A 16,263-nucleotide genomic window follows, 5' to 3' on the forward strand; every position below is an offset into this window, starting at 1 on the left:
ACTTATCTATAAAAAAAGGTGTTTCATGAGAAACACCTTTTTTTATTTATACTTTCGATTTAACTATTTTTATCCCAGAATTTGCGGAAGTTTTTGCTGATCTCAATCACATATTTTTTGGCACGGCGAGAGATCGGCGTCAGGTTAATAAAACCATGTGCCTGATCGGTATATTCATGATAATGAACACTCACGCCATTCTGACGTAGTTTATGTGCATAGATTGAACCTTCATCATGCAGGACATCATGACGTGCAGTAATCACATAACTTGGCGGCAAGTTTTGCAATTCACCATAGGTCGGTGAAATCAACGGATCATCCAGTTCAATCTGATGGGTTTGGGCATACATTAAGGTCACCAGATCAATATCCTGCTCTGAAAGCACCAGTCCATCTTTATAGGCATAAAAAGAAGGATGGCGACTTTTAAAGTCGACCGCCGGATAAAGCAAAAGCTGTGCTCGTGCGGCATAAGATTTACCTGCACTGCGCTGTGCCACGACAGTAGCCAGATTTCCTCCGGCACTGTCCCCTGCCACGGCAATCCGGTTTTTATAGACTTTTAGCTGCTTGCTATGCTGATGTGCCCACGCCAAGGCATCTTCACAAACCTGTACCATCTGCAAGGGGCTAAATTCTGGCGTCAGCGGATAAGCTACGCTTAGCACCTGTACTTTGGCATGTACTGCCAGCAAGCGACAGAATTCATCATGGCTGTCCAGACCGCCCACCATAAATGCACCGCCATGATAAAAAATCACCATCGGCAACTTCTTTTGTGGAGCTGGATGATAATGCCGGGCAAAGATGCTGCCACTCTGTAGAGGAAGGCGGAGCTCTTCAACAAATTTGACCGCGGTCGGTCTAGCCCGGATGGCTTTCATACGTGCATCAAACAATGTGCGCGAATGAGCCAGATCCTCACTAATAAAACTGCTATGCCCCTGTTTTATCTGGATGGCCATCAGGCATTTAACCAATGGATCTAAATCAGGATAAACATGAGGATAATCCAGAGCCTTGACCAATGCTTCCTGTGCAATGCCAGGTAAGCGGTCCAGCATACGCGCTGCCGTCCCTTGTCCCTTTTCCATCACACTTTTCAGAACCGGAGGATTCACAGTCATTATTTTTAGTCCTTATTCTCTTAATTCTTCATAGTTTCTACACGATTAGTGTTTCAGTGACCATATTCTTATATAAGTCTTAATATCAATGTACATATAGCTTCTACTCGATACGTTACCCTCATTTATAAAAGATATCATTGACCGTTTAAAGGTTATTTTTGACGTACTTTTGCGAGCTTAAGTATATTTTTTATTACAAATCGGGAGGATGCCTATGGCTAGAAAAATTATAGCTCTGTCTTTGGCGACTGCATTTTTAGCTGTAGGCTGCGTCGCATTTCCTGAAGATGGTGGCTATTATGACGGCCGCTATGATCAGCGTTATGATCGTCGCTATGAACTGGACCGGCGTTATGAACAAGATCGTCGCTATGAGCGGCAACGCTGGGAATATGAACAGCAACGCAAACGCATTGAACTGGATCGACGTAAACAGGAATTACAACGTCGCAATTGGGAGCAAGATCGTAAAAGACAGTTAGAGTTGGATCGACGTAAAAGCCAACTGGAACGGCAGCGCCATGAACAGCAGCGTAAAAATATCATGACGCAACGGCAAAAACAGGCAGAGGCAGAACGTAAACGTCGTCAGGATCTGGAGCGTAAACATGCAACAGATCAGCGCAGTAAAAAAGTCCAGCAAAATCGTTCTAATCAACGCTGGAATGACAACCGACGCCATCAGGAACAACGTTCACGGGATCGTCGTGACTAAGACTTGAATCACCCTCTCTATTAAAAGCCCAGACTGGGCTTTTTTAATGAAAAAGGTAGCTGCCAGATAGACAAAGACCCTAAAGAAAATTTCTTTAGGGCCTTTGCAGAGGGTTATGTTAAACGAACTTCCACTTCGCTTATGCTTCTCAGCAATTCAACCAGAACATCCTGTTCTCTACACAAATTATCCTATCGAATCAACTTGCTCTCATGAAGCGGACATTCACTATCCAAGCTGTAAGTTTTATCTTACAAACCGCTAAAATAGAGACGACTGATTCCAACAAATTCAAAAAAGGTAAATTCTGGACAAAAAAAGGCTTATCTAGAGAACAGGATAAGCCACGAAAACACATTTCAAAATAAGAAGAAACTACAGCGATAGAATCTGGAATAAATATTAATCAAAAGTTCATCTATTGTGAAAGACTTTATTGCTTAGATATTAATCGTTTTTATGTCTAATAAATAAACAGGCAAAAAAAAGCTGAGTTTTGGGGATACTCAGCTTGAAAAAAGCAATTCTAAAATAGGGCAACAGCAACCCGGTTCGGCTCTCTCCTCTGAACAAGGTCGCTGTTAATAGAAGTATGATGCAATTTTTTTACCAATACTTAAAACGGATTAAAATTATTAATTTGATTCAAAAATACGATTATTCATTTTTTATGTTTATATTCAAATACTTAATTCTTAGATTTAGTCGCGAATTGAATCTATTCAGTTCAAAATTCGGATTCATCGCTGCTGATGTCCGTGTATTTTATTCTCATCCTATCCTGCTGTTGTGTTCTGAATAGCTTGTTCTGCTATCCGCTGGATTCAGTATTTTGTATAAATCTTAAATTTAATCTGGGTCGACGCTTGAATTTTTACACCCTGCCCCGATTTCTTTAGGTAATCAAGAACTTCACAACCATGGCAGTTCAGCATAAACGCAGTGAACACTGAGGCCTAAGGACTGTACATGTTTAAGAACCCATTTAAACGGAGTAAATCAATGGCGACTGAGCAAAACGAGCAAGCTCAACAACTTGAGCAAGAGCAAGCGGAACAAGATACAGCGCAAACTCAAGCTGAAACCGAGCAGGCTGAAGTTTCCGTTGAGTCTTTACAAGAGCAGATTGCGCAGCTTGAAGGTGATTTAAAGTTAGAAAAAGCCCGTACCGCCAATGCAGTCTATGAAGCACAAAAAAGTGTTGAACGTATTCAGCGTGAATCTGAAAAGCATAAAGATACGGTTCTGGAAAAGTTCTCTAAAGAGCTTCTAGAAACAGTCGACAATCTGGAGCGTGCCATTGTGGCTGCAGGTGAAGAGCAAACACCATTGCGTGAAGGCGTTGAACTGACCCTTAAATCGTTATTGCATACCTTGGAGAAATTCGGGGTTGTGGCAGTAGACACCAACAACGGTTTCAATGCTGACCTGCACCAGGCAGTCGGGATTGATCCAAATGCCAAAGCCAATGAAATTGGGACTGTTTTGCAAAAGGGCTACACGCTCAACAGTCGCTTATTGCGTCCTGCTATGGTGATGGTCGGCGCTTAAGCCAAATAATTTCGGGAGTTTGTGAAATTTTTCAAAAAATTTACTTGAAAAAAATCGAACGGCTCTCATATCGGATAACAAGTGTAAATCACAAAAAAATTTTAGAGGAAACATCCAAATGGCTAAAATCATTGGTATTGACTTAGGTACTACAAACTCATGTGTTGCAGTACTTGAAGGCGACAAAGTTAAAGTAATCGAAAACGCTGAAGGCGCGCGTACCACTCCATCTATTATTGCCTATAAAGATGGCGAAATTCTGGTAGGTCAATCTGCAAAGCGTCAAGCAGTAACGAATCCGAAAAATACATTGTTCGCGATCAAACGTTTGATCGGTCGTCGTTATGAAGACCAAGCGGTACAAAAAGATATCGGTCTGGTTCCTTACAAAATCATCAAAGCAGACAACGGTGATGCTTGGGTTGATGTCAACGACAAAAAATTGGCGCCACAACAGGTTTCTGCTGAAATCTTGAAAAAGATGAAGAAAACTGCTGAAGATTACCTGGGCGAAACCGTAACTGAAGCTGTTATTACTGTTCCTGCTTACTTCAACGATGCACAGCGTCAAGCAACTAAAGATGCAGGTAAAATTGCAGGTTTAGAAGTTAAACGTATCATCAACGAGCCAACTGCTGCTGCACTTGCGTTCGGTATGGACAAAAAAGAAGGCGACCGTAAAATCGCGGTTTACGACTTGGGTGGTGGTACTTTCGACGTTTCAATCATTGAAATTGCTGACCTTGATGGCGACCAGCAAATCGAAGTATTGTCGACTAACGGTGATACATTCCTAGGTGGTGAAGACTTCGATAACGCGTTAATCGAGTTCCTGGTTGAAGAGTTCAAGAAAGAACAAAACTTTAACTTGAAGCAAGATCCACTGGCGTTACAGCGTTTAAAAGAAGCTGCGGAGAAAGCGAAAATCGAGCTTTCTTCTTCAAATGCAACTGAAATCAACCTTCCATACATCACTGCTGATGCGACTGGTCCTAAACACTTAGTGATCAACGTAACACGTGCAAAACTTGAAGGTCTGGTTGCTGACCTGGTTGCGCGTACCATTGAACCTTGCCGTATTGCGCTTAAAGATGCAGGTCTTTCGACTTCTGACATCTCTGACGTGATCCTGGTAGGTGGTCAGTCTCGTATGCCAATGGTTCAACAAAAGGTTCAAGAGTTCTTCGGTAAAGAGCCACGTAAAGACGTAAACCCTGATGAAGCAGTCGCAATGGGTGCTGCGATTCAAGGTGCGGTACTTTCAGGTGACAAAACTGACGTACTTCTACTTGACGTAACTCCGTTGACACTTGGTATTGAAACCATGGGCGGCGTGTTGACTGCAATCATCGAGAAAAACACCACGATTCCTGCGAAGAAATCTCAAGTGTTCTCAACCGCTGCGGACAACCAGCCTGCTGTAGACATTTCAGTTTACCAAGGTGAACGTAAAATGGCGCAGCAAAACAAACTGTTGGGTAACTTCCAGTTAGGCGACATCCCACCTGCGCCACGTGGTGTGCCACAAATTGAAGTATCTTTCGACATCAATGCTGATGGTATCTTGAAAGTATCTGCGAAAGACAAGAGCACTGGTAAAGAGCAATCGATCCAGATTAAAGCAAACTCAGGTTTGTCTGATGCTGAAATCGAAGCAATGATCAAAGATGCTGAAGCGAATGCTGAAGAAGACCGTAAATTTGAAGAGCTTGCAAAAGCACGCAACGAAGCGGATGCTTTAGTTGCTTCTTCACAAAAAGCAGTGAAAGATCTTGGTGAACAAGTAACAGCTGACGAAAAAACTGCTGTTGAAACGGCGGTTTCTGAGCTTGAAGCTGCAACTAAAGAAAATGACGTTGAAGAAATCAAAGCGAAAACTGAAGCGCTGCAAAATATCATCATGCCAATTACACAACGTGCATATGAAGCTGCTCAAGGCCAAGGTGGTGCGCAAGGTTTTGACCCGAATGCATTCCAAGGCGGCGAAGGTCAATCTCAAAAAGCGGACGACGGCGTTGTAGATGCTGAGTTCACTGAAGTGAAAGATGACAAAAAATAATTTGTCGCTTTAACTGAAAAAACCGCGCGAAAGCGCGGTTTTTTTATGTCTCGACTTAAAAGAATAAAATAAAAATTACTAAAATTTGATCGTATTTTCAGGAAAAGCTGTTTAAGTTAAATCCAACATTAAAATACCCTGAACCCATGAAAATTCTAATTTTGCTGCCTTTACTGAGTTGCTTGGGCCTGACAGCGTGTAGCCTGCCCGTTTCATCTCTCCTATCTCAAAGCACTTCGACTCAATCCACCCAAGCCATTGCCCAATTATTTGATCAGGCGCAAAGCGCGGGTGTTCTAGTGATTCAGCGTGGTCAACAGATACAGGTTTATGGTAATGATTTAAGCCGTGCAGATACCGAATATGTTCCCGCCTCTACTTTTAAAATGCTCAATGCCCTGATTGGCCTGCAACATGGCAAAGCCACAACCAATGAAATTTTTAAATGGGATGGCAAGAAACGCAGTTTTGCAGCCTGGGAAAAAGACATGACTCTCGGCGAAGCCATGCAAGCGTCTGCTGTACCCGTGTATCAGGAACTGGCACGTCGCATTGGCCTTGAATTGATGCAACAGGAAGTACAACGCATCCAATTTGGTAATCAGCAGATTGGTCAACAGGTCGATAACTTCTGGTTGGTAGGCCCTTTGAAAGTTACTCCAAAACAGGAAGTCCAATTTGTTTCTGCGTTGGCCCGAGAGCAACTGGCCTTTGATCCTCAAGTCCAGCAACAAGTCAAAGCCATGTTATTTTTACAGGAGCGGAAAGCTTATCGACTATATGTCAAATCCGGTTGGGGCATGGATGTGGAACCGCAAGTCGGCTGGCTCACCGGCTGGGTTGAAACACCGCAAGCCGAGATCGTGGCATTTTCACTGAATATGCAGATGCGAAATGGTATGGATCCGGCGATCCGCCTTGAAATTTTGCAGCAGGCTTTGGCCGAATTAGGGCTTTATCCAAAAGCTGAAGGATGATGCAAATAAGCATGGGAAAGGCATTAAAATTAAGCTATATTTTTAAAAAATAGACATTTAAATAAAAAATATGCGTCTTCTGCTCTGTCTGCTCGTAGTGGGATTGATCATGTCTGCCTATCTACATATGCAGGCCCAAACCCATCCTCAACTGCGCTATAACTCGCTGGCTGATCGCTTGACGCATCCTTTCGATACACGCTTACGTTTCCGAATTGATCAGGTCGATTCAGGCTTTGGACTAAGTAAAGATCAAGTCATTCAACTGAGCAAGGAAGCGATCGAAATCTGGCATCAGGGAAGCAATCGTGATGATTTGATGGTCTATGATGAAAATGCCAGGCTGAGTATTCACCTGATCTATGATCAACGCCAGCAAGACTATGATGCCTTGAAGAAAGTCGAAAAACAGTTGCTGGCAGATGACGCCAAGTATCAACGTCAGGTCAAAAATCTGGAAGCATCCCATCAGCATCTGGAAAGTCAGCAGCAACGCCTCATTCAGCAAAAAAACCAGATCAATAGTGAATTTCAAGCCTTACAGCAACGACGCCGTCAGCCAAATTTATCTGCTTATGAACATGAGCAGATTGAATATGAGGTTTTGGCTTTACAGCGCAAATCGGAAAGTTTTCAACGGGAACTTCAGTACCTTCAGGAACAGCAAAGTTCCTTTAATATGAATGTTTCCATGCATCAACATGGTCTGCAAAACCATCAGCAGAATATCATTCAAGCCCAACAGCGTTTCCCTGCCCGCGAATTTCATAAAGGCGTGTTTATGGGTGATCAAATTCATGTCTATCAGTTTGATGCAGAAGATGATCTCCGTCTGACTCTGGCACATGAACTCGGACATGCCTTGGGGCTGTATCACCATAATGACCCGGAAGCACTGATGTATCCGGTGCTGGGTAAACAGAATCTGCAACACTTCCAGCTGCGACCTGCAGACAAGACCTTGCTTTATAACCGTTAAGTGATCAGCTTGAATTCCCTAATTAATTTAAGTGTATAAGTATTATAAAAAACACTCTATTCTGATTTCATGTTATTGTGATTGGCTACATTGTTCAGGCCATCTTTGGAGATTCGTGTGAGTTACTACCATATTTTAATTGAAGTAAATGACCACATTAGTACGATTGATGAAACCCGTGATATCGAAATCTTTGATATCGAGGACATCCAACCCTATCTTCATTCGATTTTGCTGCCTTATTTCAATGAACAACTGATTGAACTCGACGATGAAAATCTGGAATATAAAGATATTCTGCATCTGGAAATCAAACAGACTTTATTGCCGATCAATGACCTGATCGAAGAAGAACAGCGTCTGTTGCCAAGCGATACCGACATTACCATTAGCGCCTATGAAATTTTCAATAACCGCGAGTTGAGTCAGGATGTTACTACTGTAATCTTTGATCTGCTTGAAGCGGTAAAACTGGATAGCTAAACTTTCCTCCAGATATAAAAAAGTCCTCATTGAGAGGACTTTTTTTGTGCATGGATTTAGATCGAGAATGAAGATCCACAACCACAGGTCGTGGTCGCATTCGGGTTTTGTACCACGAAACGTGAACCTTCCAGACCTTCTAAATAATCTACAACTGAACCGACCAGATATTGATAACTCAATGAATCGACTAAGACTTTAACATCACCATTGGCAAATTCTGCATCATCTTCATTCTGGCTTTCCGCAAAGTTAAAGCCATAAGAGAAACCTGAACAGCCGCCACCGGTCACATAGACACGGAGCATTAAGTCTTGGTTACCTTCACTGTCACGCAACTGGCGTACTTTATTTGCGGCATTGTCGGTGAGCACAAGCGCTTGGGCATTCATGGCGGATTCCTCTGTTGAATGGAATGTCTTTAAAAAGAAAAGACCATATTTAAGTATAGCACACTCAATATATGGTCAGTCTGCACAGATTAAAAGTCAAATCAGAGTAATTTTATCAGGATTATTTGTAGTTCTCATCCTGTAAGGCACATTCAAAGTTTTTCGGATTCTGTTTGCAGCGGAATTGCCACAGCAATTTCATCATGCGTTTGTCATAAACGCCGCGTTTGGTCAGGTCAATTCGGGAATCCCGCATCATTTTCTGGTAACCCGGTTTGTCTGCTGCAGGAATATCCATCCAGTATTTTGCTGGAATGTCCGCTTTCATTTTCCCCAAAATACCAAAGGCACGTGGTAACTGACTTCTCACCCATTCACGTGATTTCTGTCCGTAACCTGCCGGAAATTTATCTGGACGGATAATGATATTACCAGTGACCTGCAACACCGGATAATTCACAATCGCGCCTTTGCTACCCAAGCCTTTATGTAATTCCAGCGGTTTAAATACTGCTGCTGGTGCACCAATAATATCCACCTGGCCATTGTTAAACTTGGCACCAAAATTGGTGACATCGGCACTCACTGCCTGTGCGCCGACCTGCTGTACCATGATTTTTTGTGCTTCATCATAATCAAGTACGGCAATTTTTTTACCGGCTGCTTTGGCAACGGTATTAATACTGCGGTCGTTCACTAACAGAAAAGCATCACCTACAGGAATGACACCGACTACCTCATATTTGCCTTGCAGCATATGTTTGGCAAAAGTTGGACTGGCCAGTCCCTGCATCACTTTAACCGCCAGATTCAGATCTGGAATTGCACCAATGGCATCGAGTGAACCAGTAAAATTATTAAATTGACGGCCACGCATACCGGTAACACTGATCCCATCACATTTCCCGGCTTTAAAATCTTCTGCAACCACCGCTTCATTGGTATTGACCCGCAGTTCGACATCTGCACCCCAGTTTTTGGCTGCCAACTGATAGTCTTTCATCACACTATAGACATCACCGTTTTTACCAACCAGATCAAATACGCAAATCACCTGTTTAGCTTGCGCCAGACCTGAAACAGCCAGTGTCGCCGTAGCCAATGCCAGTGCTTTCCATCCTCTATGCATCATCCTCATTTCCTTATCGCTTGTTTTTGTTATTGCACTTTTAGTCACATGTGATTGTTTTTTATATAAAACATGCGAATTTAATAGTTAATCAAGCTTAAGCTATTTTATTCGCTGCACAATGGCAGATCTGACCTGGTTCAGCCATAAAAAAAGCCTAGATCAATCTAAGCTTTTTTCTTTAAAAATCAGATTATTCGCCAGCAATTGAACATTCAAAGTTGGCCTTATCGACAGAACAGCGTGCACGTTTTAAGACCGACATCATGCTGGCATCATAGATTCCGCGTTTGGTCATATCCATCCGGCCATCACGTAACATTTTCTGATACTTGGTTTTATCTTCAGCGCTCAGATTCATTTTATATTTCGACGGAATACCCGCTTCCAGACGGCTGATCATCCCCATGCTCTTTGGCAGGTTTTTGATAAACCAGTCACGCGATTTCTGTCCAAAACCTGCGGGGAATTTTTCCGGACGAATCACAAAATCAGAGGTGACATGCAGTACCGGGAAATTAAACATTGCGCCGTTATTACCCAGACCTTTATAGATTTCTAATGGCTTGTAGGCATAAGCAGGTGCACCGACCATATCCACCTGACCATTGTTAAATTTGGCGACAAAGTTAGAAACATCGGAGATCACTGCCTGCGCACCGACGCGCTGTACCATGATTTTCTGGGCATCGTCATAGCCGAGTACGGCGAATTTCTTCCCTGCGGCTTTTTCAATCGAATTGATATTCTTGTCACGAACAAAAATAAATGCTGAACCCAACGGTGAAATACCGGCAATTTCGTATTTTTTGCCGCCCATATTACTGACCATTTTCGCTGCATTACGTTTGTCCAGAGCAAAACTGATCGCACGCTGGGCAATGGCATTACTTGGTGCACCGCCCAGTGCATCAATAGAACCGGCAAATTTATTGTATTGACGGGCACGCATGGCTGTCATAAACACACCATCACATTTACCGGCCTTGAAGTCATTGTCGGCAACCGCTTCATCCTGACGGGCAATCAGATTGATTTCTGCGCCCCAGCCTTTTGCAGCCAGTGCCCATTCTTGCGCCATCTGGAAAGACTCACCGGATTTACCCAGTAAGTCAAACACACAGATATCGACTTTTTCTGCATGCGCCGCACTTGCAAAACCAAATGCAGAGAATGCAGCCAATGATAAGAGTGTTTTTTTCATTGTAGTTATCCTTTGAAATCTTGTTATTCGCTGAGTGTCCGTACACGGGACAAATATTAAGCAAGTTTAATTAAAAAAAATAGAGCATTTACTCCATTTAAAACCGGCATTTTGGCCTATAAAGATAAATCAGCAATAGTTGCCTAAGTTATTTTTAAATATATATTTAAATATCAATATCTTAATGTTTAAAACTGCTTTCTTATAATTACATTTACCCAGATATAGTTACAAAGATATACATGATTTCAGATTTATTCGCCACCAATCGAACATTCAAAATTGGTTCTTTCTACCGTACAACGCGCGCGTTTCAATACGTTCATCATGCCCTGATCATAAATCCCCTGTTTGGTTAAATCGATCCGCCCATCACGCAGAATCTTTTGGTAGGCCACACGATCTTCACGGCTTAGATTCAGAATATATTTGCTTGGAATCTCAGCTTCCATGCGCTTGACCATGGCAAAGCTGCGCGGTAACTGTTTCACAAACCAGTTTCGGGATTGTGCGGCAAAGCTTGCCGGAAACTCTTCCTGACGAATAATCAGATCAGCAGTGACATTAATCACCGGAAAATTAATCATTGCGCCTTGACGGCCTAGTCCTTTCTGTAATTCCAGCGGTTTAAATGCATAAGCCGGTGCAGCGACAATATCCACTTCGCCCTGATTAAACTTGCGAATAAAATTGGAAATTTCCGACATGACCGGTACTGCTTCAATCCGGTCGACCATGATTTTTTGCGCATAGTCATAATGCAGCACGGCAAATTTCTTGCCTTTGACCTGTTCCAGTTTATTTAGAGTACGATCACGAACAAAAATATAGGCTGGGCCAATCTGACCAATACCCGCCACTTCGAATTTTTCTTTGCCAATCTGGGTGATCAGGCGTTTGCTATTGCGTTTATCCAGTACATAGCTGATGGCTTTCATGGCAATGTCATTATTCGGCACGCCGCCAATTGCATCAATCGATCCAGCAAATTTGTTATAAGCCCGGGCACGCATTGAGGTCATATAGAAGGCATCACATTTTCCGGCTTTGACGTCCTGATCGACCTTGGCTTCATCCTGATAAGCGCTTAGCTGAATTTCGGCACCCCAGCCTTTTGCTGCCAGCGCCCATTCCTCCAGCAGTTTGTAAGACTCACCAGATTTCCCCAGTAAATCAAAAACACAGACATTCACTCTGGCTTGAGTTGAAGTCGACACCAAAATGCCCAGTGCCGATAAAATTAAACATCCCTTTTTCATTTTTATTTGACTCTATGATATTTTTTGCTCCATCAGCCTGAACTATAAACCACTGTTCATGCATAAAATAGAGCTTTTACTCAACTTATGCGTCCACCCTAGATCAATTGACAGAGGTGAAAAGCACACTTATTTCAGCAAAAACGGTAAGATTTTTCATTTTCACAGGGCTTTCCTTTAGAATAGGCGCATCTTATTTCTTAGCTTTGATTTCTCAATGATTCAGTTAGACCAGTTATCTATACGTCGCGGTGGACGTGTTTTATTTCAAAAAGCGTCGATGCAGTTACACCCAGGATGGAAAATTGGCCTAACCGGTGTCAATGGTGCTGGAAAATCAACCCTGTTTTCAGCCTTGCTCGGCGGCATGGAATCGGACACCGGTTCGCTGACCCGACCTGCGGTATGGACCGTAGCGCATATGGCTCAGGAAATCAAAGCACTGAATATGAAAGCCATTGATTTCGTCTTGTCGGGTGATGAAGAATACTGGGATATTCAGCAGAAACTCGATCAACCGGATCAACTGGATGATGCAGAACTGGCTCATTTATATGGCCGTTTTGATGAAATTTCAGGTTATTCTGCTCCTGCCAAAGCTTCACAACTGATGGCTGGTCTGGGCTTCTTTGAACATCAATCACAGCTGGATGTTTCAAGTTTTTCCGGTGGCTGGCGTATGCGTTTAAACTTGGCGCGTACCTTAATGAGCCGCTCGGACTTACTGCTCCTCGATGAACCGACCAACCATCTGGACTTGGATGCGATTCTCTGGCTAGAAGACTGGCTGAAAGCCTATGAAGGCACCTTGGTGCTGATTTCGCATGACCGGGACTTCCTCGATGCGATTACCGACCATATTTTACATATCGAAAATCAGGAACTCATTTTATATACTGGTAACTATTCGACTTTCGAGCGTACCCGTAGTGAACGTCTGGCGCAGCAGCAACAGGCGTATGAAAAGCAGCTGGAAACCCGCGCGCATCTGCAAAAATATATTGACCGTTTTAAAGCACAAGCGACCAAAGCCAAACAGGCACAGAGCCGGATCAAACAGCTGGAACGTATGCAGGAACTATCTGCTGCCCATATCGATACACCATTTACTTTCAGTTTCCGCGAACCGACCAAAATGAGTTCGCCGTTATTGCAACTGGAACATGCCGATATTGGTTATGGCGACAAGCTGATTGTTACCAATGTAAATTTACAGATCACGCCCAACAGCCGGATCGGGTTACTCGGGATGAATGGTGCAGGTAAATCCACGCTGATTAAATCGCTGGTCGGTGACCTGAAACTGATTCAGGGCCTGCGTAAAGATTCAGAGCTACTGAATATTGGTTATTTTGCCCAGCATCAGATGGATGCACTGGATGGTAATGCCAGTCCGATGTTACAGCTGGCACGTATTGCCGATAAAAAAATCAGTGAAGCCAGCCTGCGTTCTTTCTTGGGTAGTTTCGGTTTTAGTGGCGAACGTATGGATACGCCAAGCGAAAGCTTCTCAGGCGGTGAACGTGCACGTTTGGCCCTAGCACTGATTGTTTGGCAGCGTCCGAATGTACTGATTCTGGATGAGCCGACCAACCATTTAGACCTGGATATGCGTCATGCACTGACCATGGCCTTGCAAGATTTTCAGGGCGCGGTAGTTCTAGTTTCGCATGAACGTCAGCTCATCGCCAGCGTCTGTGATGAACTACTAATGGTACATAATGGTCAATGCCGTGAGTTTGATGGTGATCTTACTGCCTATGCTGACTGGTTACGCCAAGCCCGTATTGAGATAATTAAAAATGGGCAAAAGCCAGCAGAACCGGTGAAATCCCAAGTCGAAGTCAAACCGACTATTTCCAAACTGGACAAGGAAGCACAACGTAAGGAAGCTGCTCGCCAGCGGGAACTAAGTCGTCCGATTCGCAAGAATATTGAAAAATGCGAAGCACAGATGGCCAAACTACAGCCGCGACTGATTGAAATTGAAAACCTGCTGGGTGACAGTGCTTTATACGAAGCATCACGTAAAAATGATTTGCTGAAACTGATGAATGAGCAAACCGAGCTAAAAGCCAAACTGGAAACAGCCGAAGAGCAAATGCTAGAACTGATGATGGAACTGGAAAGTCTGGAACAGTCTTTCTAAAACTCTTCCACTAAGATTCAAGATAAGAGATGAATGACTAACGTTGTTCATCTCTTTTTTATTCACTATTTTTAATGTTTTCTCTTACCTTTTCACCTCTGTATTTTTTCATTTATGTCTAGATGCTTCTTTAATTCGATTCTTTTCTACTCATTCGACACATAAGGTCACAAATTACGTAAATCCTATATAAGTTTATTTTTTAAACAGTTGGATGCCTTATTTCATACATTAATTTACAGCGCACTGTTTCATCCTAAGGCTCTAATACAAGTGTTTTTTAATTTTTGGCAGCCTTGCTACGAGTCTGTTTAATGTTGAACTAGAGAGAGGAAATCCGCATGCGTGCTCTTACCTATCATGGTGCTCGGGATGTACGAGTTGAATCCGTTCCAGATCCAGTGATTCAGGAACCAGATGACGTTATTTTACGGGTGACAGCCACCGCCATCTGTGGCTCAGATCTGCATTTATACCGGGGCAAAATCCCAGCTACTGAAGACGGTGATATTTTCGGCCATGAATTTATGGGAATTGTAGAAGAAGTCGGCCCTGAAGTAACCGAAGTCAAAAAAGGTGACCGGGTGATTATTCCCTTTGTGATTGCATGCGGTCACTGTTTTTTCTGTGAACATGAACTCATGGCTGCCTGTGAAAATACCAATACTGGCCGTGGTGCAATTCTCAATAAAAAACAGATTCCACCAGGTGCAGCTTTATTTGGCTTTAGCCATCTGTATGGGGGTATACCGGGTGGTCAGGCCGAATATGTGCGGATTCCCAAGGGCAATGTCGGACCATTTAAAGTACCAGGTTCCCTGCCTGATGAAAAAGTATTATTCCTGACCGATATTCTGCCAACCGCGTGGCAAGCAGTAAACAATGCCCAAGTTGGTCGAGGTTCCAGTGTGGCGATTTATGGTGCCGGTCCGGTCGGTCTGCTGGCTGCTGCCTGCGCGCGGATGCTCGGTGCCGAGCAGATCTTTATGGTCGATCACCATCCTTACCGTCTGCGTTTCGCACATCAAACCTATGGGGTAATTCCTGTCAATTTTGATGAAGTCGATGCTGCTGAATTTATCATTCAAAACACCACAGGTTATCGTGGAGTCGATGCCGTCATTGATGCGGTCGGTTTTGAAGCCAAAGGTAGCATGCTGGAAACCGTAATGACCAACCTGAAATTAGAAGGTTCGAGTGGTTCAGCGCTAAGACAATGTATTGCAGCGGTCCGTCGCGGCGGTGTGGTGAGTGTACCTGGAGTTTATGCCGGTCCAATTCATGGCTTCCTGTTTGGTGATGCCTTTGACAAAGGTTTGACCTTTAAAATGGGACAAACCCATGTGCATAATTACTTGCCGCAGTTGCTAGAACATATTGAAAATGGAGATCTGTCTCCAGATCTGATTATTACCCATCGCATGAAACTGGAAGATGCTGCGGAAGGTTACCGTATTTTTGATAAAAAGGAAGAAGACTGTCGTAAAGTCATTCTAACACCATAAATATGATTAAAAAAAAGCGCCGTCAGGCGCTTTTTTATTTTTCATCGTCATTTTATCAATCCTCTTTTTCTTGTTCCTAATCAATATCATTTCAGCGATTCCCTCCCTCTTTTCTATCGAGTAATAAAAGAAATGCCCGATTTTCAATAATGAAATCAAGAAATAACTCAAAAATGAGAAATAAAAAAGTTAAGCAAAAATCGATAAAAGTATGATTTTAAATAAAAATGAAAGTTCACTTGATTATTAAATCAATTATGTAGTTTAGCTACATCTTGAGTTTTTAGTTAACAATATGTTCCACGGTAATGATTAGAGAAACTACACTATATTTACAAGTATTTAATTTATAATAATTTTTTATTTTAAAGCCAATCCAAGGAATAGTCTGGTCATACTAGCAATATATCGCCAAATCTAGCTTTAAATTTAAAATGCTATTTTAAATTTAAAAACACTTATCCACAAGATAATCGATTTCAAATTTGAATTTAAAATAAAGAATTAATACGTGTATTAAAGCTTGCGGAAAAATACTATCTTATTCACATAAAAATTATGGATAACTTTAGAGTTATCCACATCTCTGATCAGGCTTTCTAGATGCTTGAAGCAATATTATTCACGTATTATTTAGCGTATTAGACCAAGTTTCTTATAAGCTATTGAAAATTTAAAATTTAAAATTTAGTTTTAGCAGCTTTTTATTTATTTTTGAGATATTAGAT

At 42.5% G+C, this 16,263-nt stretch carries 13 protein-coding genes; 8 read left to right on the top strand and 5 right to left on the bottom strand.

The window, feature by feature from the left end; translation table 11 throughout:
• Window positions 1-59 precede the first annotated feature (59 nt).
• Window positions 60-1,130, bottom strand: coding sequence for an alpha/beta hydrolase (locus J7649_RS10355; protein ID WP_219307861.1), 1,071 nt, complete (start codon window positions 1,128-1,130; stop codon window positions 60-62).
• Window positions 1,131-1,347: 217 nt separating this feature from the next.
• Between J7649_RS10355 and J7649_RS10360 the strand changes: the two genes are divergently transcribed.
• The 6 genes from J7649_RS10360 to J7649_RS10385 all read left to right on the top strand — a co-directional run bounded on the left by J7649_RS10360 (window position 1,348) and on the right by J7649_RS10385 (window position 7,897).
• Complete coding sequence (locus J7649_RS10360) at window positions 1,348-1,848, top strand: cell envelope integrity TolA family protein (protein WP_219307863.1); 501 nt, start codon at window positions 1,348-1,350, stop codon at window positions 1,846-1,848.
• A gap of 1,002 nt (window positions 1,849-2,850) precedes the next feature.
• Complete coding sequence (grpE, locus tag J7649_RS10365; RefSeq protein WP_004647116.1) at window positions 2,851-3,399, top strand: nucleotide exchange factor GrpE; 549 nt, start codon at window positions 2,851-2,853, stop codon at window positions 3,397-3,399.
• Between the two features lie 118 nt (window positions 3,400-3,517).
• Window positions 3,518-5,458, top strand: coding sequence for a molecular chaperone DnaK (gene dnaK, locus J7649_RS10370; protein WP_004647118.1), 1,941 nt, complete (start codon window positions 3,518-3,520; stop codon window positions 5,456-5,458).
• Between the two features lie 146 nt (window positions 5,459-5,604).
• The gene (locus J7649_RS10375) at window positions 5,605-6,435 is read left to right on the top strand and encodes an OXA-134 family carbapenem-hydrolyzing class D beta-lactamase OXA-283 (protein WP_004647119.1); all 831 of its coding nucleotides are present in this window, start codon (window positions 5,605-5,607) and stop codon (window positions 6,433-6,435) included.
• A 70-nt stretch (window positions 6,436-6,505) separates the two neighbouring features.
• Window positions 6,506-7,414, top strand: coding sequence for a matrixin family metalloprotease (locus J7649_RS10380; protein ID WP_004647120.1), 909 nt, complete (start codon window positions 6,506-6,508; stop codon window positions 7,412-7,414).
• Window positions 7,415-7,519: 105 nt separating this feature from the next.
• The gene (locus J7649_RS10385) at window positions 7,520-7,897 is read left to right on the top strand and encodes a hypothetical protein (RefSeq protein ID WP_016806936.1); all 378 of its coding nucleotides are present in this window, start codon (window positions 7,520-7,522) and stop codon (window positions 7,895-7,897) included.
• Window positions 7,898-7,953: 56 nt separating this feature from the next.
• On the opposite strand, the gene erpA is transcribed toward J7649_RS10385, so the two are convergent.
• From erpA to J7649_RS10405, 4 genes are all read right to left on the bottom strand, one after another.
• Entirely contained in the window at window positions 7,954-8,289 is a 336-nt protein-coding gene (gene erpA / locus J7649_RS10390; RefSeq protein ID WP_004281944.1) for an iron-sulfur cluster insertion protein ErpA, read from the bottom strand.
• Window positions 8,290-8,410: 121 nt separating this feature from the next.
• Entirely contained in the window at window positions 8,411-9,418 is a 1,008-nt protein-coding gene (locus J7649_RS10395; RefSeq protein ID WP_044111666.1) for a putative solute-binding protein, read from the bottom strand.
• Window positions 9,419-9,611: 193 nt separating this feature from the next.
• The gene (locus J7649_RS10400) at window positions 9,612-10,622 is read right to left on the bottom strand and encodes a putative solute-binding protein (RefSeq protein ID WP_005094844.1); all 1,011 of its coding nucleotides are present in this window, start codon (window positions 10,620-10,622) and stop codon (window positions 9,612-9,614) included.
• 254 nt (window positions 10,623-10,876) lie between these two features.
• Complete coding sequence (locus J7649_RS10405) at window positions 10,877-11,881, bottom strand: putative solute-binding protein (RefSeq protein WP_004647124.1); 1,005 nt, start codon at window positions 11,879-11,881, stop codon at window positions 10,877-10,879.
• A gap of 217 nt (window positions 11,882-12,098) precedes the next feature.
• Here J7649_RS10405 and J7649_RS10410 point away from each other — a divergent pair, with 217 nt between their 5' ends.
• Both J7649_RS10410 and J7649_RS10415 read left to right on the top strand, forming a co-directional pair.
• Window positions 12,099-14,030, top strand: a complete 1,932-nt coding sequence (locus J7649_RS10410; RefSeq protein WP_219307865.1) for an ATP-binding cassette domain-containing protein — start codon at window positions 12,099-12,101, stop codon at window positions 14,028-14,030.
• A 341-nt stretch (window positions 14,031-14,371) separates the two neighbouring features.
• Window positions 14,372-15,535: a zinc-dependent alcohol dehydrogenase gene (locus J7649_RS10415; RefSeq protein WP_001202407.1), complete on the top strand. Its 1,164-nt coding sequence runs from the start codon at window positions 14,372-14,374 to the stop codon at window positions 15,533-15,535.
• Window positions 15,536-16,263 lie beyond the last annotated feature (728 nt).

Source organism: Acinetobacter lwoffii, assembly GCF_019343495.1.
In the GTDB taxonomy this organism is placed as follows: Bacteria; Pseudomonadota; Gammaproteobacteria; order Pseudomonadales; family Moraxellaceae; genus Acinetobacter; species Acinetobacter lwoffii_P.

What these genes read in the sequence shown, in the direction of transcription:
- J7649_RS10355 (WP_219307861.1), bottom strand. Translation starts at nt 1,130, where the DNA reads ATGACTGTGAATCCTCCGGTTCTGAAAAGTGTGATGGAAAAGGGACAA.
- J7649_RS10360 (WP_219307863.1), top strand. Translation starts at nt 1,348, where the DNA reads ATGGCTAGAAAAATTATAGCTCTGTCTTTGGCGACTGCATTTTTAGCT.
- grpE (WP_004647116.1), top strand. Translation starts at nt 2,851, where the DNA reads ATGGCGACTGAGCAAAACGAGCAAGCTCAACAACTTGAGCAAGAGCAA.
- dnaK (WP_004647118.1), top strand. Translation starts at nt 3,518, where the DNA reads ATGGCTAAAATCATTGGTATTGACTTAGGTACTACAAACTCATGTGTT.
- J7649_RS10375 (WP_004647119.1), top strand. Translation starts at nt 5,605, where the DNA reads ATGAAAATTCTAATTTTGCTGCCTTTACTGAGTTGCTTGGGCCTGACA.
- J7649_RS10380 (WP_004647120.1), top strand. Translation starts at nt 6,506, where the DNA reads ATGCGTCTTCTGCTCTGTCTGCTCGTAGTGGGATTGATCATGTCTGCC.
- erpA (WP_004281944.1), bottom strand. Translation starts at nt 8,289, where the DNA reads ATGAATGCCCAAGCGCTTGTGCTCACCGACAATGCCGCAAATAAAGTA.
- J7649_RS10395 (WP_044111666.1), bottom strand. Translation starts at nt 9,418, where the DNA reads ATGCATAGAGGATGGAAAGCACTGGCATTGGCTACGGCGACACTGGCT.
- J7649_RS10400 (WP_005094844.1), bottom strand. Translation starts at nt 10,622, where the DNA reads ATGAAAAAAACACTCTTATCATTGGCTGCATTCTCTGCATTTGGTTTT.
- J7649_RS10405 (WP_004647124.1), bottom strand. Translation starts at nt 11,881, where the DNA reads ATGAAAAAGGGATGTTTAATTTTATCGGCACTGGGCATTTTGGTGTCG.
- J7649_RS10410 (WP_219307865.1), top strand. Translation starts at nt 12,099, where the DNA reads ATGATTCAGTTAGACCAGTTATCTATACGTCGCGGTGGACGTGTTTTA.
- J7649_RS10415 (WP_001202407.1), top strand. Translation starts at nt 14,372, where the DNA reads ATGCGTGCTCTTACCTATCATGGTGCTCGGGATGTACGAGTTGAATCC.